Genomic DNA, 14,031 nt, shown 5'->3' on the forward strand with positions numbered 1-14,031 from the left:
GGCGGGGTGGGCCCAGGATGGAAACAGCGGAGTCAGTCATTCCGGTGCCGACCGCAGGGGAGACCGTGATGAGGCAGCACACGCTGGAGGACAGGATCCCGGAAGAGGTCCGCGAGAAGGTCCCCGACGACGCACCGCCCGAGGTGCCGGAGAGGATCCCCGACGACATCCCGCCCACCGAGGCGCCCGACGACGTGCCCCCCGCCCAGGTCCCCGACGACGTGCCACCCACCCGCGTCCCCGACGACGTGCCCGAGAAGGTCCCGGACGACGTGCCCATCCGGATCCCCGACGACCCGCCGGCGGAGACCGCCGTCCCGGCCCGGGGCGAGGTGCCGACGACCGGGGTCACGGGCGAGGTGCCGGTGCTGACGCGGAGGACGGGCGAGGTGATGCGCTCGTCGGTGGTCACCGTCGCCTCCGCCGAGACCGTGCTCATCGCCTGGGAGCTGCTCGAACGGGCCCGGGCCCGCTATCTGCCCGTCGTCCTGGCGGACGGCCGCTGCGCCGGGGTGCTGGAGCGGTCCGAGGTGGCGGTCGCCTGTGCCGGGCCCGCGGTGGCGCTGTCGCGCCGGGCCGTGGTCGACCTGCTGCGCGGCCGCCGCTGCGTGGTCGTGCACCGGGACGACCCGGTGCGCCGGGCGGTGAACGTCATGAACGCCAACGGCTGCGAGGCGCTGCCCGTGGTCGGGGAGGGCGGGCGGTTCGCCGGTCTCCTGACGGCGTCGGACATCGTGTCCGCGCTGGCGGGGCACCCGGCGGGCGAAGGGCCCGGCGGGGACGAGGACGTTCCGTACCCGTACCCCGTGACGCCGGGGCTGGCACCCCGCAGGGCCGGCGTCCGCGTGACACCGGTCCCCTGACCCGGACGTGCGACCGGAGGAACCCGCGTACGACCGGAGGGACCCGCATACGACCGGAGGGCCCGCGCACGCCCCCGGAGAACCCGCGTACGAAGGGAGAGGCCCGCGTACGACCCGGAGGGGACCCGTCGATGAAGGGTGGTGACCGCCGTGACCAAGCCCCGCACGAAGAACACCGTGGCGGAGGAACCCAAGCCGGCTGCTCCCGGTGTGCCCGGCGGGAAACTGCCCGCGCACACCGTCGAGCGCCGTCCCCGCCGGGATCCCGGGGAGCGGCCCGTCCGCACGATCCGGGTCCGCAGCCTGTTCGGCTGAGCCGACGGAGCCGTGCGCCTGATGGGGTGGCCTGCCGTTTCCGGCCGTTGTGTCACCGGCGGCGCGCGGTACGAGTCCGGTCATGACCTCATCGGCGTTCCCGGAGGGCCGCGTGGCGGAGGGGCGGGCGACGGACGACCGTGGTCCGCTCGCCGGGCGTACCGGTTTCGACGAGGGCTTCCTCGGCCCGGTCGTGCCGCTGCCCGAGGTCACCACGCGCGGCGTGGAGTCGGTCGTGCTGCCGTACACGCACTTCAGCGTGGTGCTGCGGCCCGACCGGCGGCTGGCCGCGGCCACCGCGACGGCCGTCGACGGTACGCACCTCGCCGAGGGCGTGGCCCCGGCCGACGACTGGCGGCCGGACCCGCGCGTGCCGGCGGACCGGCAGGCGGGCGCGGAGCTGTACCGGAACAACTCGCTGGAGCACGGCCGCCTGGTGGACCTGCCCGGCCCGGTGTGGGGCCCGGCGGCGGAGGCGCGGAGTGCCGCCGACGACCTGTCCCACTACCCGAACGCCGCCCCGCGCGCCGACGTCCACAATCGGGCGCGGCGGGTGTGGGAGGCCCTGGAGGACCACCTCCTCGGCCACGCCGCGGTGCCGGACCGGCGGCTGGTGGTGCTCGCCGGGCCCGTGCTGCACGACGCGGACCCGCCGTACCGGGGCGTGCAGGTGCCGCTGCGGTTCTGGAAGGTGGCGGTGTTCGTCCGCGACGGGCGGCTCGCCGCGACGGCGTACGTCCTCGACCAGAGCCCCGACCTCGCCAGGGACGCCGACCGGGCGCTCGCCGGGGCCGTACCGGGCGCGCCGCCGCTGCTCGGGGCGTTCCGTACGTACCAGGTGCCGGTCGCGGACGTCGCCGAGCTGACCGGGCTCGCCCTGGGCCCGCTGCCGGCCGCCGACCTGATGCCCCCGCCGCCCGCGCCGGAGCTGCGCTGGCGGCGGCTGGAGGCACCCGACGAGACCTTGATGGACATCTGAGGCGTGGGAGGCCCGATGCGACCCCGGATCGTGTACGTCCACGGCGGCGGCCCCAAGGCGCGCCGGGAGCTGCTCACGTCCCAGTGGGACAAGGCGCTGTTCGGCCACGACATGGGCGAGGCGTCGCAGATGGCGTACTGGGCGCCGGTCCGGTACGGGTCACCGCTGCCCGACCCGCACCCTGACCCGCTGGAGGGGCTGCCCGGGGCGGTGGCCGAGGAGGGGCACCCGCTGCTGGAGGACCCGGCGCACTTCGTGTCCCGGACCCTCGCCGACGCCGACGGAGCGGCGCCCCTGGGCGGCTGGCTGCGCGACATGACGTACCTGGCGGAGGCGCTGGCCCTGGCGGAGGAGCCCCGGCCGGGGCCCGGCGAGGAGCCGCTGCCGCGGTCCGTGCCGCGTCCGCGGCCCGCGCGGACCGCGCTGTTCCGGCTGCTGGTCCGGCAGACGTTCGAGGACGTCGGTGCCTATTTCTTCGGCGGTGCGGGGCCTGCGATGCGGCAGGTGGCCGAGGAGGCGCTGGACGAGGCGGCCGCGACCGGGGACGGGCCCGTCGTGGTCGTCGGTCACGGTCTGGGCAGCGTCGTCGCGTACGAGGTGCTGGCCGCGGCGCCGGACCGGCGGGTCGACCTGTTCGTCACGCTCGGGTCGCCGCTGGCCGTCCCGGCCGTGCAGGAGTGTCTGGCCGGGCCCCGGGCCGTGCCGTCGGGGACGGCGCTGTGGCTCAACGCGTCCGACGCGCGGGACCTGGTGGCGCTGGACCATACGCTGCGGCCCGAGTACGCGCCGCCCGGCCGGATCACCGACCTGCTGGTCGGCAACGGCAGCGAGAACCACCACGGGGCGGCGGCGTACTTGAGCAGCCCACTGGTCCGCGAGCCGGTCCGGCGGGTGCTCCGCCGGACCGGCTGACGGCCGTGGTGCGGGTGTGCCTCACACGCCGGAGGGGCTGACTTCGGGGGCCGGGGCCGCTGACCGGGGCCTCGGGGACAGGACACGTTCCGCGAGGTGGCCGAAGAGCAGGGCGAAGGTCGTCCACAGCGCGGCCTGGATGCCGATGGCGGCGAGGCGGAACTCCCACAGCACGGCGGCCGGGAAGTCCTTCGGCGTCTCGTCGACGGACGGCAGGAACACCATCGCCGCGGCGACGACGGCCACGAACCCCGCGCCGGCGACGACCGACGCGTTCCAGTTGCCGAGCCGCGCGGCGAGCCGCCGGCCCACGACGACCGCCCCGATGCCCAGCAGCACGCTGAGGACGATCATCAGGAAGAACAGCGTCGTGCGCTGCCCGACCGTGCCGGGGTCGCTCGTCGCCGGCGGGTTCGCCGGGTACTTGAGGAACGGTACGAGGGAGACGGTGACGAAACCGGCCCCCGCGACGAGCGCGGCGGTCGCCCGGGCCCGGAAGCGCCCGAGACGGCCCAGCGCGAAGCAGAACGCCAGCGCGGCGATGCCGCCCAGCGCCGTACCGAAGACGCCCACGCCGGTGGCGAGGCCGACGGTGGACTGCTGGGCCCTGCTGAACAGTTCCCCTTCCTCGTGCGAGTGGGAGGGGGCGTCGGCCGCGGCGGCCTGCGCGGACTCGTAGTCGATGGCGGCGTCCACGGACGGGATGCCGATGAGGTACGCCACGACGGCGGCGAGCAGGCCCGCGCCGATCCCGGCGAGCATGCCGCGCACCAGAAGGGCGCGGACGGTTGCGGAGTTCACGTGGGTTCCCCTGTCCTGGAGGCGGTCAGGGGTCAGTGGCACGGGAAGCCGAGCAAGTGTCGGCCGTCGTGCACCCACTCGTGCACGGCCTCGCCGGAGAACACGGACAGCGCGCTCTGCTCGGCGCCGACGAAGTAGAGGAGAACGAGCATCAGGGTGCCGAAGAACGCCGCCCAGGGCGCGATCGCCTTGAGGGGGAGGGCGGTGACGGCGGGGGCCGACGGGGTGAGCGGGGCAGGGGCGACGGCGGAGTCAGCCATGGCGAACCTCCTTGGGAACACGCGTCCCACTTGTTGGAGCACGCGACGACGGCGCCCGGGTCTGACTCACCGGCAGTCCTGCTGCCGGAACACAGTGGCGCGACCGTGCCGGAATTGCACCGGGCTTCCATCGCACCGTCGTCCTATCGCCCATGACCGTAGCGCTCCGAAAGGAATCCGCCAAGGTGGCGTGAGTCGCATCATCGGGGCCCGTAGGATCGCCGCCCATGACGGTTCGGCTGACGCTGCTGGCCGCGGCGCCCGGCCCGGCCGGGCGGGCGGTGCGCTTCGGGGACGACGGCCCGCTGGACGAGCGCGCCCTGCGAAGGACGCGTGAGGTCGTCGTGCCGGCGGCCGGCCTCGTGTACACGGCTCCCTCGGTGCGCTGCCGCGCGACCGCCGCGGCGCTGGGACGCGAAGGGGCCCGGGTCGAGGAGGCGTTGCGCGACCTCGACCCGGGCCTATGGCGGGGCCGTACGCTCGACGAGGTGGCCGCCGACGACCCCGCCGCGCTGGCCGCCTGGACCACGGACCCGGCGGCGGCGCCGCCCGGCGGCGAGCCGGTGACCGCGTTGTGCGCCCGGGTCGCGGACTGGCTCGACGGCCTGCCCGGCGACGCCGGCCGCGTCCTGGCGGTCACCGGCCCGGCGGTGGTGCGGGCGGCCGTGCTGCACGCGGTGGGCGCGCCGCCCGGGGCGTTCTGGCGGATCGACGTGGAGCCGCTGTCCGCCACGGGGCTCAGCGGCCGCGCGGGCCGCTGGAACCTGCGCCTGGCCTGACGGGCCGCCGGTTGCGCCGGGCCACGAGGAGCCCGGCCGCGCCGACGGCGGCCGCCAGGGCGGAGGCGACGACGACGACGGTGGTCGTCGCCGTGCCTTCGTCCCCTGCGGCGGACGCGGGCGGGGAGGACGCCTCCAGGGCCCGTGCCCGTGTCGGCGGGGCGGCGGCCGGAGTCGGCCGGGAACCCTCGGGACCGGCCCCGGGCCCGGCTACCGGCCCCGTACCCGCCGGTCCCGGCGTGGCGCCGGGAGCGGCGACAGCGCCGGGTGCGACCGTCAGGACCTTCTCCGCGCGGCCGAGTTCCGGGTGTCCGATCTCCACGGTGACCTTCCAGCGGCCCGGCGGAAGGGCCTCCGTGGTGGTGTGGCGGGCGGGCGCCCCGCCCTCGGCGCGGACCAGTCTCCACGGGCCGAGGGCGGTGCGGCCGTCCCCGCTGACGGCGTTGACCGTCGCGGCGATCCGCTCGTCGACGGGGTCGCCGTCGTTCGCCCAGGTGACGTCGGCCTCGACCCGGCCGGACGCGTGTCCGGTGATGTCGACCTTCAGGCCGTCGCCGTGGGCGTGGGCGGCCGGCGTGGCGGCCGCCCAGAGGGCCGACGCCACGAGTGCGGCGGCCGTGAGCAGGGTGCGGCTCGGACGGGTCACGGCGTGCGGACCGTCCAGATCTGCGGTGCCGCGCCCGAGGGGTGCTGCAGCTCGATCAGCCAGGAGCCGTAGTACGGGCGGTTGCTGACGCCGAGGACGTACCGGCTGTCCCCGGCGGTCACCGTGACGCCGTTGCCGCTGCGGGTGACGCGCCACTGCTGGGAGGCGACCGAGCGGCACGGGTACTGGGCCACCCACATGCCGGCCCCGGTCGGGCCGCCGACCTGGAGGCACTTGCCGGAGACGGCGGAGCGGATCCGGCTGTAGCCGTTGCCGGCGTCGTCGAAGTACCACTGCTGCTGGGCGTAGCCGTTGGGCTGGGAGCCGACCAGGACGGTGCCGTCGCCGGTGCGGCCGCCCCAGATCTCGGCGGCGTTGCCGGTGGCGCCGTTGGTGAGCAGGTAGCGCGTGCCGGGCGTGGGGGTCGTGCCGCCACCGCCGGAGGTGCGGAAGGTGGTCGCACGGCCGGGGCCGGTGTCACGGCCGGAGGCGTCGCGCACGGAGACGGCGACGCGGTACTCGGTGCCCGGCGTCAGGTTGTAGATGCGGGAGTTGGGGGTCTGGACCCAGCCGATGGGCTTGCCGTTGAGGAACACCTGGTACCAGGAGGCACCGGCGACGGGCCGCCAGCTGGCGACGGCGGAGTCCTGGGCGATCTGGCCCACGGTCACGTCGGGCGCGGTGGTGGTCCCGCCGGTGGGCGTGGGGGTCGGCGTGGGGCTGGGGTTCGGGTTCGGGTTCGGGTTGCCGCCCTTGTGGCCCATCAGGAACTGGTTGTTCGCGATGTTCCAGTGCGTGGCGAGATAGCTGCCCGGCCTGGGGCTGGTGTGGAAGTAGTCGTCGTGGTTGCAGTCGAGCTTGTTCTCGTACGCGCGGTCGCCGCAGACGATGCGCATCTTCGGGTAGTACGGCGTGTCCGAGTAGCACATGACGTCCCACTCGTCGGTGCAGTGGGCGCCGCGGCTGGTGTTGGGGGCGCTGTTGTTGACGGCTCCCAGGTTGTGGCCCAGCTCGTGGGCGGCGGTGTGGCCGCCCCAGCAGCCGGTGTCGGTGCGGCCGTAGGAGGGACCGAAGTTGCTGAGGTTGTTCTGGCCGGGGCGCTCGTCGCCGGCGAAGGTGCCTATGCCGCAGTACACCTGGGTGTCCGCGAAGATCATGTACTTGCGGTCGCGGCGGTCGAGGCCCTTGGCGGCCAGCGCGCGGTTGGTGGCGCTGAACTCGGCCAGCGCGGAGGCGGGCAGCTCGATGTTGAGGACGGTCGGCGTGCAGTCGGCGGCCGTCACGTACCGGATGTGCCGTACGCCTCCGGTGTCCTTGGCGCTCTCGGAGTAGATGAGGTCGGCGTCGGCGGCCCACTTGCGGAACGACGCGAAGTACTGGGCGTACCGGTCGTTGCCGGGGGCGTGGACGTACACGACCTGGACGCGGTTGCCGGTGCTGCCGTCGCCGTCGCACTGGACGGTCTGCCCGGCGGGGCCGGCCGCGGCGGCGCGGGTGCCGGGCGCCGGGGCCGCGGGCGGCTGGTCGCCCGCCTTGGCGGCGGCGGCCGCGTCGAGCGCGGGCGCGGACGGCGCGGTACGGGCGGGCTGCCCGCCGCCCGTTCCGGTGCCGGCCGGCGGGACGTCGGCGGGGTCCTCGGCGGGGGCGGTGGTCTTCACCGCCGGAGGGGTGTCCTTCTTGATGTCGACGCCCGGCGGCGGCGCGTCGGGGCCGTGCGTGCAGTGGCCCGCGGTGGTGCGGTACACGCCGGCGCACTTGTCTTCGTCGGGCGCGACGGTGAGCCCCTCGTAGACGAGGCCGCGCTTGGGCTCGCTCTTGGGCTTCTCCTTGATCGGCTCGGGCTTCTTGTCGCGGGCGGGCCCGGCCGCCGGCTGGGGCGCCGCGGTGGGCTGGGATGCCTGCTGGGCCAGCAGCGGGCCGTTCCCGCCGGCCGCCGGCTCACTCGCGCCGCCGAAACCCCCGTAGGCCACGGTCGCCGCCACGATGGCGACGGCGGCCGTGGCGATGGCAATCCTGCGCGGCTTTCCCGCTGGTGTCTTCTGCCTTCTTCGGCGTCCGGACACGCTGCACCTCTTCCTTGGTCAGGGGACGGTGCTGCGGAAGCCTGCCAGAACAGAATTCCGGCAAAAGCGGACCGAGTTCCCGAGACGTTTCCGTGATCGGGCCGGTTCTTTTTGATGATCAGTCAACTCATCACAGAACAAGGGGAGTTACGCGCGTGGACTCGACGTGGTCCAGTCCTTTTTAAGGATGTCGTAATCCGATCGAGATATCGGCGGACGCTATTTGAAAAGCTGTCAGCGGAATCTCTCACTCCGTCGATATACGGCGACTACGGGCGGTACCGGAAGAGCCCCACCCGCCATTTCCTCAGCGGAGCAGCCCCACTGCCTGGCCGGCGAGTTCGTACCGCGCGCCCACGATCGCCAGCCGCCCCGACCGCACCCGGGCGGCCAGGTCCGGCTCGGCGGCGAGGCGGGCGCGGACCAGGCGCACGTTCGCCGTCACCGTGGCGTCGACCCGGGCGGCGCCGGTCTGGTCGTGGTCGATGGCCGGCCTTATCTGCTCGGCGATGTAGGCGATGTGCGCGGGCAGCTCCTCCCCCGTCTCCTCGGCGTGGACGGCCGCGCTCACCGCGCCGCAGGACTGGTGGCCCAGCACCATGACGAGCGGGATGTCGAGCTCCAGCACCCCGTAGGCGATGCTGCCGAGCACGGCCTCGTCCAGCACCTCGCCCGCGGAACGCACGGTCATGAGATCGCCGAGGCCCTGGTCGAAGACCAGCTCGGGCGGGACCCGCGAGTCGATGCAGCCCAGGATCAGGGCGAACGGGTGCTGGCCGGACACGGCGGCCAGGCGGTCGGCGGCACCCTCGTGGGGGTGCACCTCGCGCAGCTGCTGCCAGCGCCGGTTGCCCCGGACCAGTTCGTGCAGCGCGGACACGGGGGTGGTGGGCCGCTCGCGGCCGATGGTGGCGGCCCCGGCCGGTGCGGCGGTGGCGGCCACCAGCCCCGTACCGAGCACGGCGCCGCCGCCCAGCAGGGCACCCCCGCCGAGGGCGGCGCGCAGGAGGGACCGCCGGCCGGAGCGGGCGGTCAGGGCTATGTCGTCGTCGGAAGCAGATATCGATGTCACGCCCGGAAACGTACGTCCGCCCCCGCCGCGCGCCGCCGTACTTGATCATTCATTGGCCGGACGTTGGGCGAATCCTGGACTCCCCTCCCCCGACGGACCATCAGGCAGCGTCCATACGGCGGGGCTTACCCGCCCGCCCGGGCGGGCAGCATTGACACCCCCAAACAGCGCCGTTACTTTCGGCCCAGGCCGAAACTGTCCAGGTCCCAGGGCTATCCGGAGGCCCCCATGAAGACAGGGTTCCAGCGCGCCACCGTTCCTCTCGCCCTTCTGACGCTCACCGCTCTCACGGCGGCCGGCTGCACCGGCTCCGGCGGCTCGGGGTCCGACAAGGTCACCGTCTGGATGTATCCGGTGATCATGGATCCGAAGGCCAACGACGCCTTCTGGGACGGCATCGAGAAGGGCTTCGAGGCGACGGAGAAGGGCGTCGACCTCACCATCGAGCAGCAGCCCTGGGAGAACCGGGACCAGAAGCTCGCCACCGCGTTCGGCAGCGGCAAGGGCCCCGACGTGGTGCTGCTCATCCCGGACCAGATCCCGCAGTTCCAGGCGAACGGGGCGCTGCACCCCGTGGACCGGGCCATCGAGAAGGCGAGAGCCGCGTACCGCCCGGCGACGCTGGAGGCCATGACCCGGGACGGCAAGGTCTACGCCGCGCCCATCTACCAGACCGTCACGAGCACCCTCTACAACAAGAAGCTGCTGGACAAGGCGGGGATAAAGGAGCCCCCGGCGACCTGGGACGCCATCCGGAGCGCCGCCCCGAAGCTGAAGCAGGCCGGCGCGGCCACGCTCGACTACTCGGCGAGCAACGAGGCCTCGCTCAACATGAGCTTCTACCCGCTGCTGTGGCAGGCGGGCGGACGCGTGTTCGACGAGAGCGGGGAGAAGACCGCGTTCAACGGCCCGGAGGGCGTGAAGGCGCTCACCTTCCTCGTCGACCTCTACAAACGGGGCGCGGTGCCGAGGTCCGCGATGACCAACGCCAACCTCTTCACCGACCAGGCGCTCGGCAACCAGGAGGTGGCGATGGGCTACACCAACACGCCCGCCGACGCCGTCCTGGCGGAGAAGGCGTGGGGCAAGGGCAATGTGATCGTGGGACCGGCCCTCTCCGGCCCCGGCAAGCAGGTCTGCTTCGGCCTGCCCGGCGGCCTCGCCATCAATTCCCGCACGAAGAACCTGTCCGGCGCGGAAAAGTTCCTCGCGTACATGACGCAGCCGGAGCAGATCGCGGCCATGGGCAAGGCGGGCGGCTTCTTCTCGCCGCGCTCGGACGTCACGGTGCCCAACGACAGCCCGTACGCCAAGCAGTACCAGGAAGCCCTCACGCACACCTTCCCCGGTGAGCCGCACCCCGCCGCCCGGCAGCTGATGGCGCTGCTGGCGCCGGAGATCCAGGCCGCCCTCACCGGCAAGAAGACCCCGGAGCAGGCGCTGGCCGCGGCGCAGAAGGCGGGCGACGACCTGCTGGCGCGGCAGCGTTGAGCAAGGTCGAGCCGCGCGCGGCGGCACCGGGCGAGCCGGAGCGGACCCCGCGGCCGGTGGTCGAACCGGTGCCGCTTCCGGCCGGGCCCGGGCGCCCCGGGCGCCGGGCGCGGCTGAGCCCCGCGCGGCGGCGCGAGGCCTGGATCGGGCTCGCGTTCGTCGCGCCGATGCTCGCGCTGTTCGCCGTGTTCCGGTTCGGCCCGACGATCGGCGCGGCGCTGCTGTCGCTGACGGACTACCGGCTCAACGGCGAGTGGACCTTCATCGGCGTCGCCAACTACACCCGGCTCCTCGGCGACGACCTCTTCTGGGAGTCCCTGGGCGTCACCGCCGTCTACACCGCGGTCTACGTGCCGATGACGGTGCTGCTGGCGCTCGGCACGGCGGTGCTGCTGCACCGCACGGTATGGCTGCGCGGCTTCTTCCGGGGGCTGTTCTTCCTGCCGTACGTCACGAGCATCGTGCTCGCCGCGGTGATCTGGAAGTGGATCTACGAGGTGGAGGACGGCCTGCTGAACGCCTCGCTGGGCGCGCTCGGGCTCGGCCCGGTCGACTTCCTCGGCGACGAGCGCCTGGTGCTGCCGTCCATCGCGGCCACCGCCGCGTGGAAGGGGTTCGGCTACTCGATGCTGATCCTCCTCGCGGGCCTCCAGTCGGTGCCCCGCGAGGTGACGGAGGCGGCCGTCATCGACGGCGCGAGCGCCTGGCAGCGGTTCCGCTGGGTGACGCTGCCGCTGCTGCGGCCCGTGCTGTTCTTCGTGCTGGTCATCGAGGCGATCCAGGCGTTCCAGGTCTTCGACGCGATGTATGTGATGACCGCCGGCGGGCCCGTGCGGGCCAGCTATTCGCTGGTGTACTTCCTGTACGACTCGGGCTTCAAGTTCTTCGACTTCGGCTACGCGAGCGCGATCGGCCTGGTGCTCTTCCTGGTCGTGCTGGTGTTCTCGCTGATCCAGCGGCGGCTCATCGGAAGGGAGACGGACTGATGGCGCGGCTGAGGCTGCCGGTCCTGCTGGTGCTGGTCGCGGTCGTGACCGTCACACCGTTCGTGGTGATGGTGCTGGTGGCCTTCGCGCCGTACGGGGGCCGGACGCTCCCGGGCGCCCTCGACGTCACGCGCGCCACGTTCCGCAACTTCTCGGAGATCCTCGAGACGGCCGACATCGCCCGCTGGGCGGTGAACTCGCTGGTCTACTCGCTGGTGTCGGTGCTGCTCATCCTGCTGTTCGCGTCGATGGCCGGGTACGCGTTCGCCAAGAAGCGGTTCCCCGGTCGGGAGGTGCTGTTCTGGGCGTTCCTGGCGACGCTGATGGTGCCGTTCCAGGCGACGCTCGTCCCCTACTACATCCTCGTCTCGGAGCTGGGCGGGGTGGACACGTACTGGGGGCTGATCGTGCCGACCCTGGCGAACTCGCAGGCCGTGTTCCTGATGCGGCAGTTCATCGTGCAGCTGCCGGACGAGCTGTTCGAGGCGGCGAAGATCGACGGGGCGTCGGAGTGGCGGGTCTACACGACGGTCGTGCTGCCGCTGATCCGGCCGATCCTCGCCACGCTCGGCGTGTTCGTGTTCCTGTGGCACTGGAACGACTTCCTGTGGCCGCTGGTCATCGGGCAGTCGGAGGCCATGCGGACACTGACGGTGGGCCTCGCGACCCTGGAGGGCGAGAACGTCACCATCAACCAGATGATGGCCGGGGCCACCATCACCGTCGTGCCGTGCCTGCTGGTCTTCGGGCTGCTCCAGCGCTATCTGACGGACTCCATCGCCACCAGCGGCCTCAAGTCGTGAGGCCGCCGCCCAGCAGCGAGCCGAACCCCTCGATGGCCTTCAGGGCGTCCGCCTGCGGCATGCCGGGCGGCTGGATGCGCAGCACCAGCGCGTCGGCGCCCATCTCCGCGTAGCGCGCGATCCGGTCCTGGCACTCGGCGGTCGAGCCGATCACGGATCGGGCGGCGATGTCCTCCCACGGCTGGGCGTAGCGCGCGGCGTCGGCGGAGGTGCGCTTCCAGTCGCCGTAGGCGTCGTACAGCCGCCGCAGCGGGCGCTCCAGCGCGGCGCGTGCCTGCTGGGTGGTGGGGGCGGCGTACCCCTCGCGGCAGACGATCACCTCGGCGCCGAGGGAGCGCGGCCCGCGCGGGGCGGCCCGGTAGAGGGCGATCTTCTGCGGCAGCTCCTCGTCGGTCTCGTTGAACGACGTGGTCCAGCCGTCGCAGAGGTAGGCCGTGCGCTCCAGCGCGGCCGGGACGCGGCCGCCGTTCCAGATACGGGGGCGGGGGCTCTGCACCGGGCGGGGCGAGAGGAAGGCGTCCTCGACACGGTGCCAGCGGCCCTCGTGGGTGACCTTGTCCTCGGTCCACAGGCGGGTGACCAGGTCGACGCACTCCTCGAAGCGCGACACGCGCTCGTGCGGCTGGGTGCCGTAGAGCGTGAACTCCTCGGGCCGGTAGCCGAGGACGAACCCGGCGGTCAGCCGGCCGCCGGAGAGGACGTCGATGTGCGCGAGCGTCTCGGCGAGGTGGACCGGGTGGTGGACGGGGGCGATGAGTCCGGCGGTCGCCAGGCCGATGCGGTCGGTGTGGGCGGCGAGGTACGCCAGTGAGGTGAGGGCCTCGTGGTAGCCGGGCCGGTGCAGATGGCGCTCGCCGAGCACGGCCCAGGCGAACCCGGCCTGTTCGGCGAGACGCACCTGTTCGACGGCGTCGGCGAGGCGGGGCCGGTCGTCCTTGTCGGCGTAGAGGTTGACGTACAGACCGAGTCGCATGGGAGCGCCATCCCTTCCTTTACGGTCCGGACCGTAAAGGCTAGCGTGTCGGCGACGGTCATCACAGGACACCGCGACAGACACGGGAGCGTGCCGTATGTCCGTGACGCAGAACCTGACGGAGACTCTGGCCGCCCGGCTGCGCGGGACGGTGCTGCCCGCGGTCGTCACCCCCATGGACGCGCGGGGCGTGGTGGACCACGGCGCGCTGCGCGGTTACACGGAGCGCATCGCGGCCGGCCCGGTGGGCGGGGTCGCGGTGTGGGCGCACACGGGACGCGGCCTGTACCTGTCGGACGCGGACCGGGACCGGGTGCTGGCGGCGTGGCGGGCGGCCGTGGACGGGCCGGTGGTGGCCGGTGCGGGGGTGCCGCGCGCGGTGGGCCCGGTGGGGCTGCGGGACGCGGTGGACGCCACGGTGGCGATGGCGGTGCGGGCCGCGGAGGGCGGCGCGGACGCGGTGATGGTGTATCCGCTGGCGCAGCTCGACGGGGACGACGGGGCGGCGGTGGCGCTGCACGAGCGGGTCGCCGAGGCGTCGGGGCTGCCGGTGCTGGGGTTCTTCCTGCACGGCGGGGCGGGGGGCTATCCGTACCCGCCGGAGCTGGTGGCGCGGCTGCTGGCGCTGCCGTCGGTGGCGGGCGTCAAGCTGGCGACGCTGGACCGGGCGATGGCCTGCCAGGACGCGATCGACGCGGCCGGCGCGCGGGACGGGAAGCTGGTGGTGACGGGCGAGGACCGGATGTTCGGGCCGTCGCTGATGTGGGGCGCGGACTCGGCGCTCGTGGGGATCGCGGCCGCCCGGGTGGAGCTGACGGCGGCGGTGCTGTCGGCGTGGCGCGCCGGGGACCACGCGGGGTTCGTCCGGGCGTCGGGGCGGCTGGACCGGTTCGCGAAGGCGACCTTCTACGCGCCGATCGAGGGGTACGTGCAGCGGATGATGTGGGCGGCGGTGTGGGAGGGGCTGCTCCCGGAGGAGGCCGCGCACGACCCGTACGGGCCCGTGCTGCCGGAGGCGGAGCGGCGGGCCGTCGTCGCCTGCCTGGAGGGGCTCTCCAAGGACGACGACGGCCCAGCCAGCTCCTGAC

The 14,031-nt window shown here is 73.6% G+C and carries 15 protein-coding genes; 9 read left to right on the forward strand and 6 right to left on the reverse strand.

Translation table 11 applies throughout. From position 1 onward, the window contains the following. Positions 1-68 precede the first annotated feature (68 nt). The 4 genes from ABEB09_RS06645 (at position 69) to ABEB09_RS06660 (ending at position 3,069) form a co-directional block, all read left to right on the forward strand. Positions 69-863 (forward strand): CBS domain-containing protein, encoded by a 795-nt coding sequence (locus tag ABEB09_RS06645; protein WP_345688045.1) that lies wholly within the window; start codon positions 69-71, stop codon positions 861-863. Between the two features lie 150 nt (positions 864-1,013). Next, positions 1,014-1,178 carry a hypothetical protein gene (locus tag ABEB09_RS06650; RefSeq protein ID WP_345688047.1) on the forward strand — a complete coding sequence of 55 codons (165 nt, stop codon included), beginning with the start codon at positions 1,014-1,016 and terminating at the stop codon, positions 1,176-1,178. An 82-nt stretch (positions 1,179-1,260) separates the two neighbouring features. After that, positions 1,261-2,157 (forward strand): DNA/RNA non-specific endonuclease, encoded by an 897-nt coding sequence (locus ABEB09_RS06655; RefSeq protein ID WP_345688049.1) that lies wholly within the window; start codon positions 1,261-1,263, stop codon positions 2,155-2,157. Between the two features lie 15 nt (positions 2,158-2,172). Further along, entirely contained in the window at positions 2,173-3,069 is an 897-nt protein-coding gene (locus ABEB09_RS06660; protein ID WP_345688051.1) for a lipase family protein, read from the forward strand. A gap of 21 nt (positions 3,070-3,090) precedes the next feature. On the opposite strand, the gene ABEB09_RS06665 is transcribed toward ABEB09_RS06660, so the two are convergent. Beyond that, positions 3,091-3,870, reverse strand: coding sequence for a CbtA family protein (locus tag ABEB09_RS06665; RefSeq protein ID WP_345688053.1), 780 nt, complete (start codon positions 3,868-3,870; stop codon positions 3,091-3,093). A gap of 32 nt (positions 3,871-3,902) precedes the next feature. Further along, positions 3,903-4,130 carry a CbtB domain-containing protein gene (locus tag ABEB09_RS06670; protein ID WP_345688055.1) on the reverse strand — a complete coding sequence of 76 codons (228 nt, stop codon included), beginning with the start codon at positions 4,128-4,130 and terminating at the stop codon, positions 3,903-3,905. Between the two features lie 227 nt (positions 4,131-4,357). On the opposite strand from ABEB09_RS06670, the gene ABEB09_RS06675 reads away from it, so the two are divergent. Continuing rightward, positions 4,358-4,909, forward strand: a complete 552-nt coding sequence (locus ABEB09_RS06675; protein ID WP_345688057.1) for a histidine phosphatase family protein — start codon at positions 4,358-4,360, stop codon at positions 4,907-4,909. Here the strand turns inward: ABEB09_RS06675 and ABEB09_RS06680 are convergent. From ABEB09_RS06680 to ABEB09_RS06690, 3 genes are all read right to left on the reverse strand, one after another. Beyond that, the gene (locus ABEB09_RS06680; protein ID WP_345688059.1) at positions 4,869-5,555 is read right to left on the reverse strand and encodes a hypothetical protein; all 687 of its coding nucleotides are present in this window, start codon (positions 5,553-5,555) and stop codon (positions 4,869-4,871) included. The two genes, ABEB09_RS06675 and ABEB09_RS06680, sit on opposite strands and share 41 nt — an antisense overlap. Continuing rightward, the gene (locus ABEB09_RS06685) at positions 5,552-7,618 is read right to left on the reverse strand and encodes an RICIN domain-containing protein (RefSeq protein WP_345688061.1); all 2,067 of its coding nucleotides are present in this window, start codon (positions 7,616-7,618) and stop codon (positions 5,552-5,554) included. The genes ABEB09_RS06680 and ABEB09_RS06685 overlap by 4 nt, the downstream gene beginning before the upstream one ends. Positions 7,619-7,925: 307 nt before the next feature. Next, entirely contained in the window at positions 7,926-8,690 is a 765-nt protein-coding gene (locus ABEB09_RS06690) for a carbonic anhydrase (protein WP_345688063.1), read from the reverse strand. Positions 8,691-8,918: 228 nt separating this feature from the next. On the opposite strand from ABEB09_RS06690, the gene ABEB09_RS06695 reads away from it, so the two are divergent. The 3 genes from ABEB09_RS06695 to ABEB09_RS06705 are packed head-to-tail and all read left to right on the forward strand — an operon-like array spanning position 8,919 to position 11,970. Then, on the forward strand, positions 8,919-10,181 hold the full coding sequence (locus ABEB09_RS06695) for an ABC transporter substrate-binding protein (protein WP_345688065.1): 1,263 nt from the start codon (positions 8,919-8,921) through the stop codon (positions 10,179-10,181). Next, entirely contained in the window at positions 10,178-11,167 is a 990-nt protein-coding gene (locus ABEB09_RS06700) for a carbohydrate ABC transporter permease (RefSeq protein WP_380841796.1), read from the forward strand. The genes ABEB09_RS06695 and ABEB09_RS06700 overlap by 4 nt, the downstream gene beginning before the upstream one ends. After that, positions 11,167-11,970, forward strand: a complete 804-nt coding sequence (locus tag ABEB09_RS06705; RefSeq protein WP_345688067.1) for a carbohydrate ABC transporter permease — start codon at positions 11,167-11,169, stop codon at positions 11,968-11,970. The genes ABEB09_RS06700 and ABEB09_RS06705 overlap by 1 nt, the downstream gene beginning before the upstream one ends. Here ABEB09_RS06705 and ABEB09_RS06710 read toward each other — a convergent pair. Next, positions 11,960-12,943: an LLM class flavin-dependent oxidoreductase gene (locus tag ABEB09_RS06710; protein WP_345688069.1), complete on the reverse strand. Its 984-nt coding sequence runs from the start codon at positions 12,941-12,943 to the stop codon at positions 11,960-11,962. The two genes, ABEB09_RS06705 and ABEB09_RS06710, sit on opposite strands and share 11 nt — an antisense overlap. A 97-nt stretch (positions 12,944-13,040) precedes the next feature. Between ABEB09_RS06710 and ABEB09_RS06715 the strand changes: the two genes are divergently transcribed. Next, positions 13,041-14,030 carry a dihydrodipicolinate synthase family protein gene (locus tag ABEB09_RS06715; protein ID WP_345688071.1) on the forward strand — a complete coding sequence of 330 codons (990 nt, stop codon included), beginning with the start codon at positions 13,041-13,043 and terminating at the stop codon, positions 14,028-14,030. Position 14,031: the final 1 nt, after the last annotated feature.

Origin of the sequence: Streptomyces coeruleoprunus (assembly GCF_039542925.1) — a bacterium.
GTDB classification, from domain to species: Bacteria; Actinomycetota; Actinomycetes; order Streptomycetales; family Streptomycetaceae; genus Streptomyces; species Streptomyces coeruleoprunus.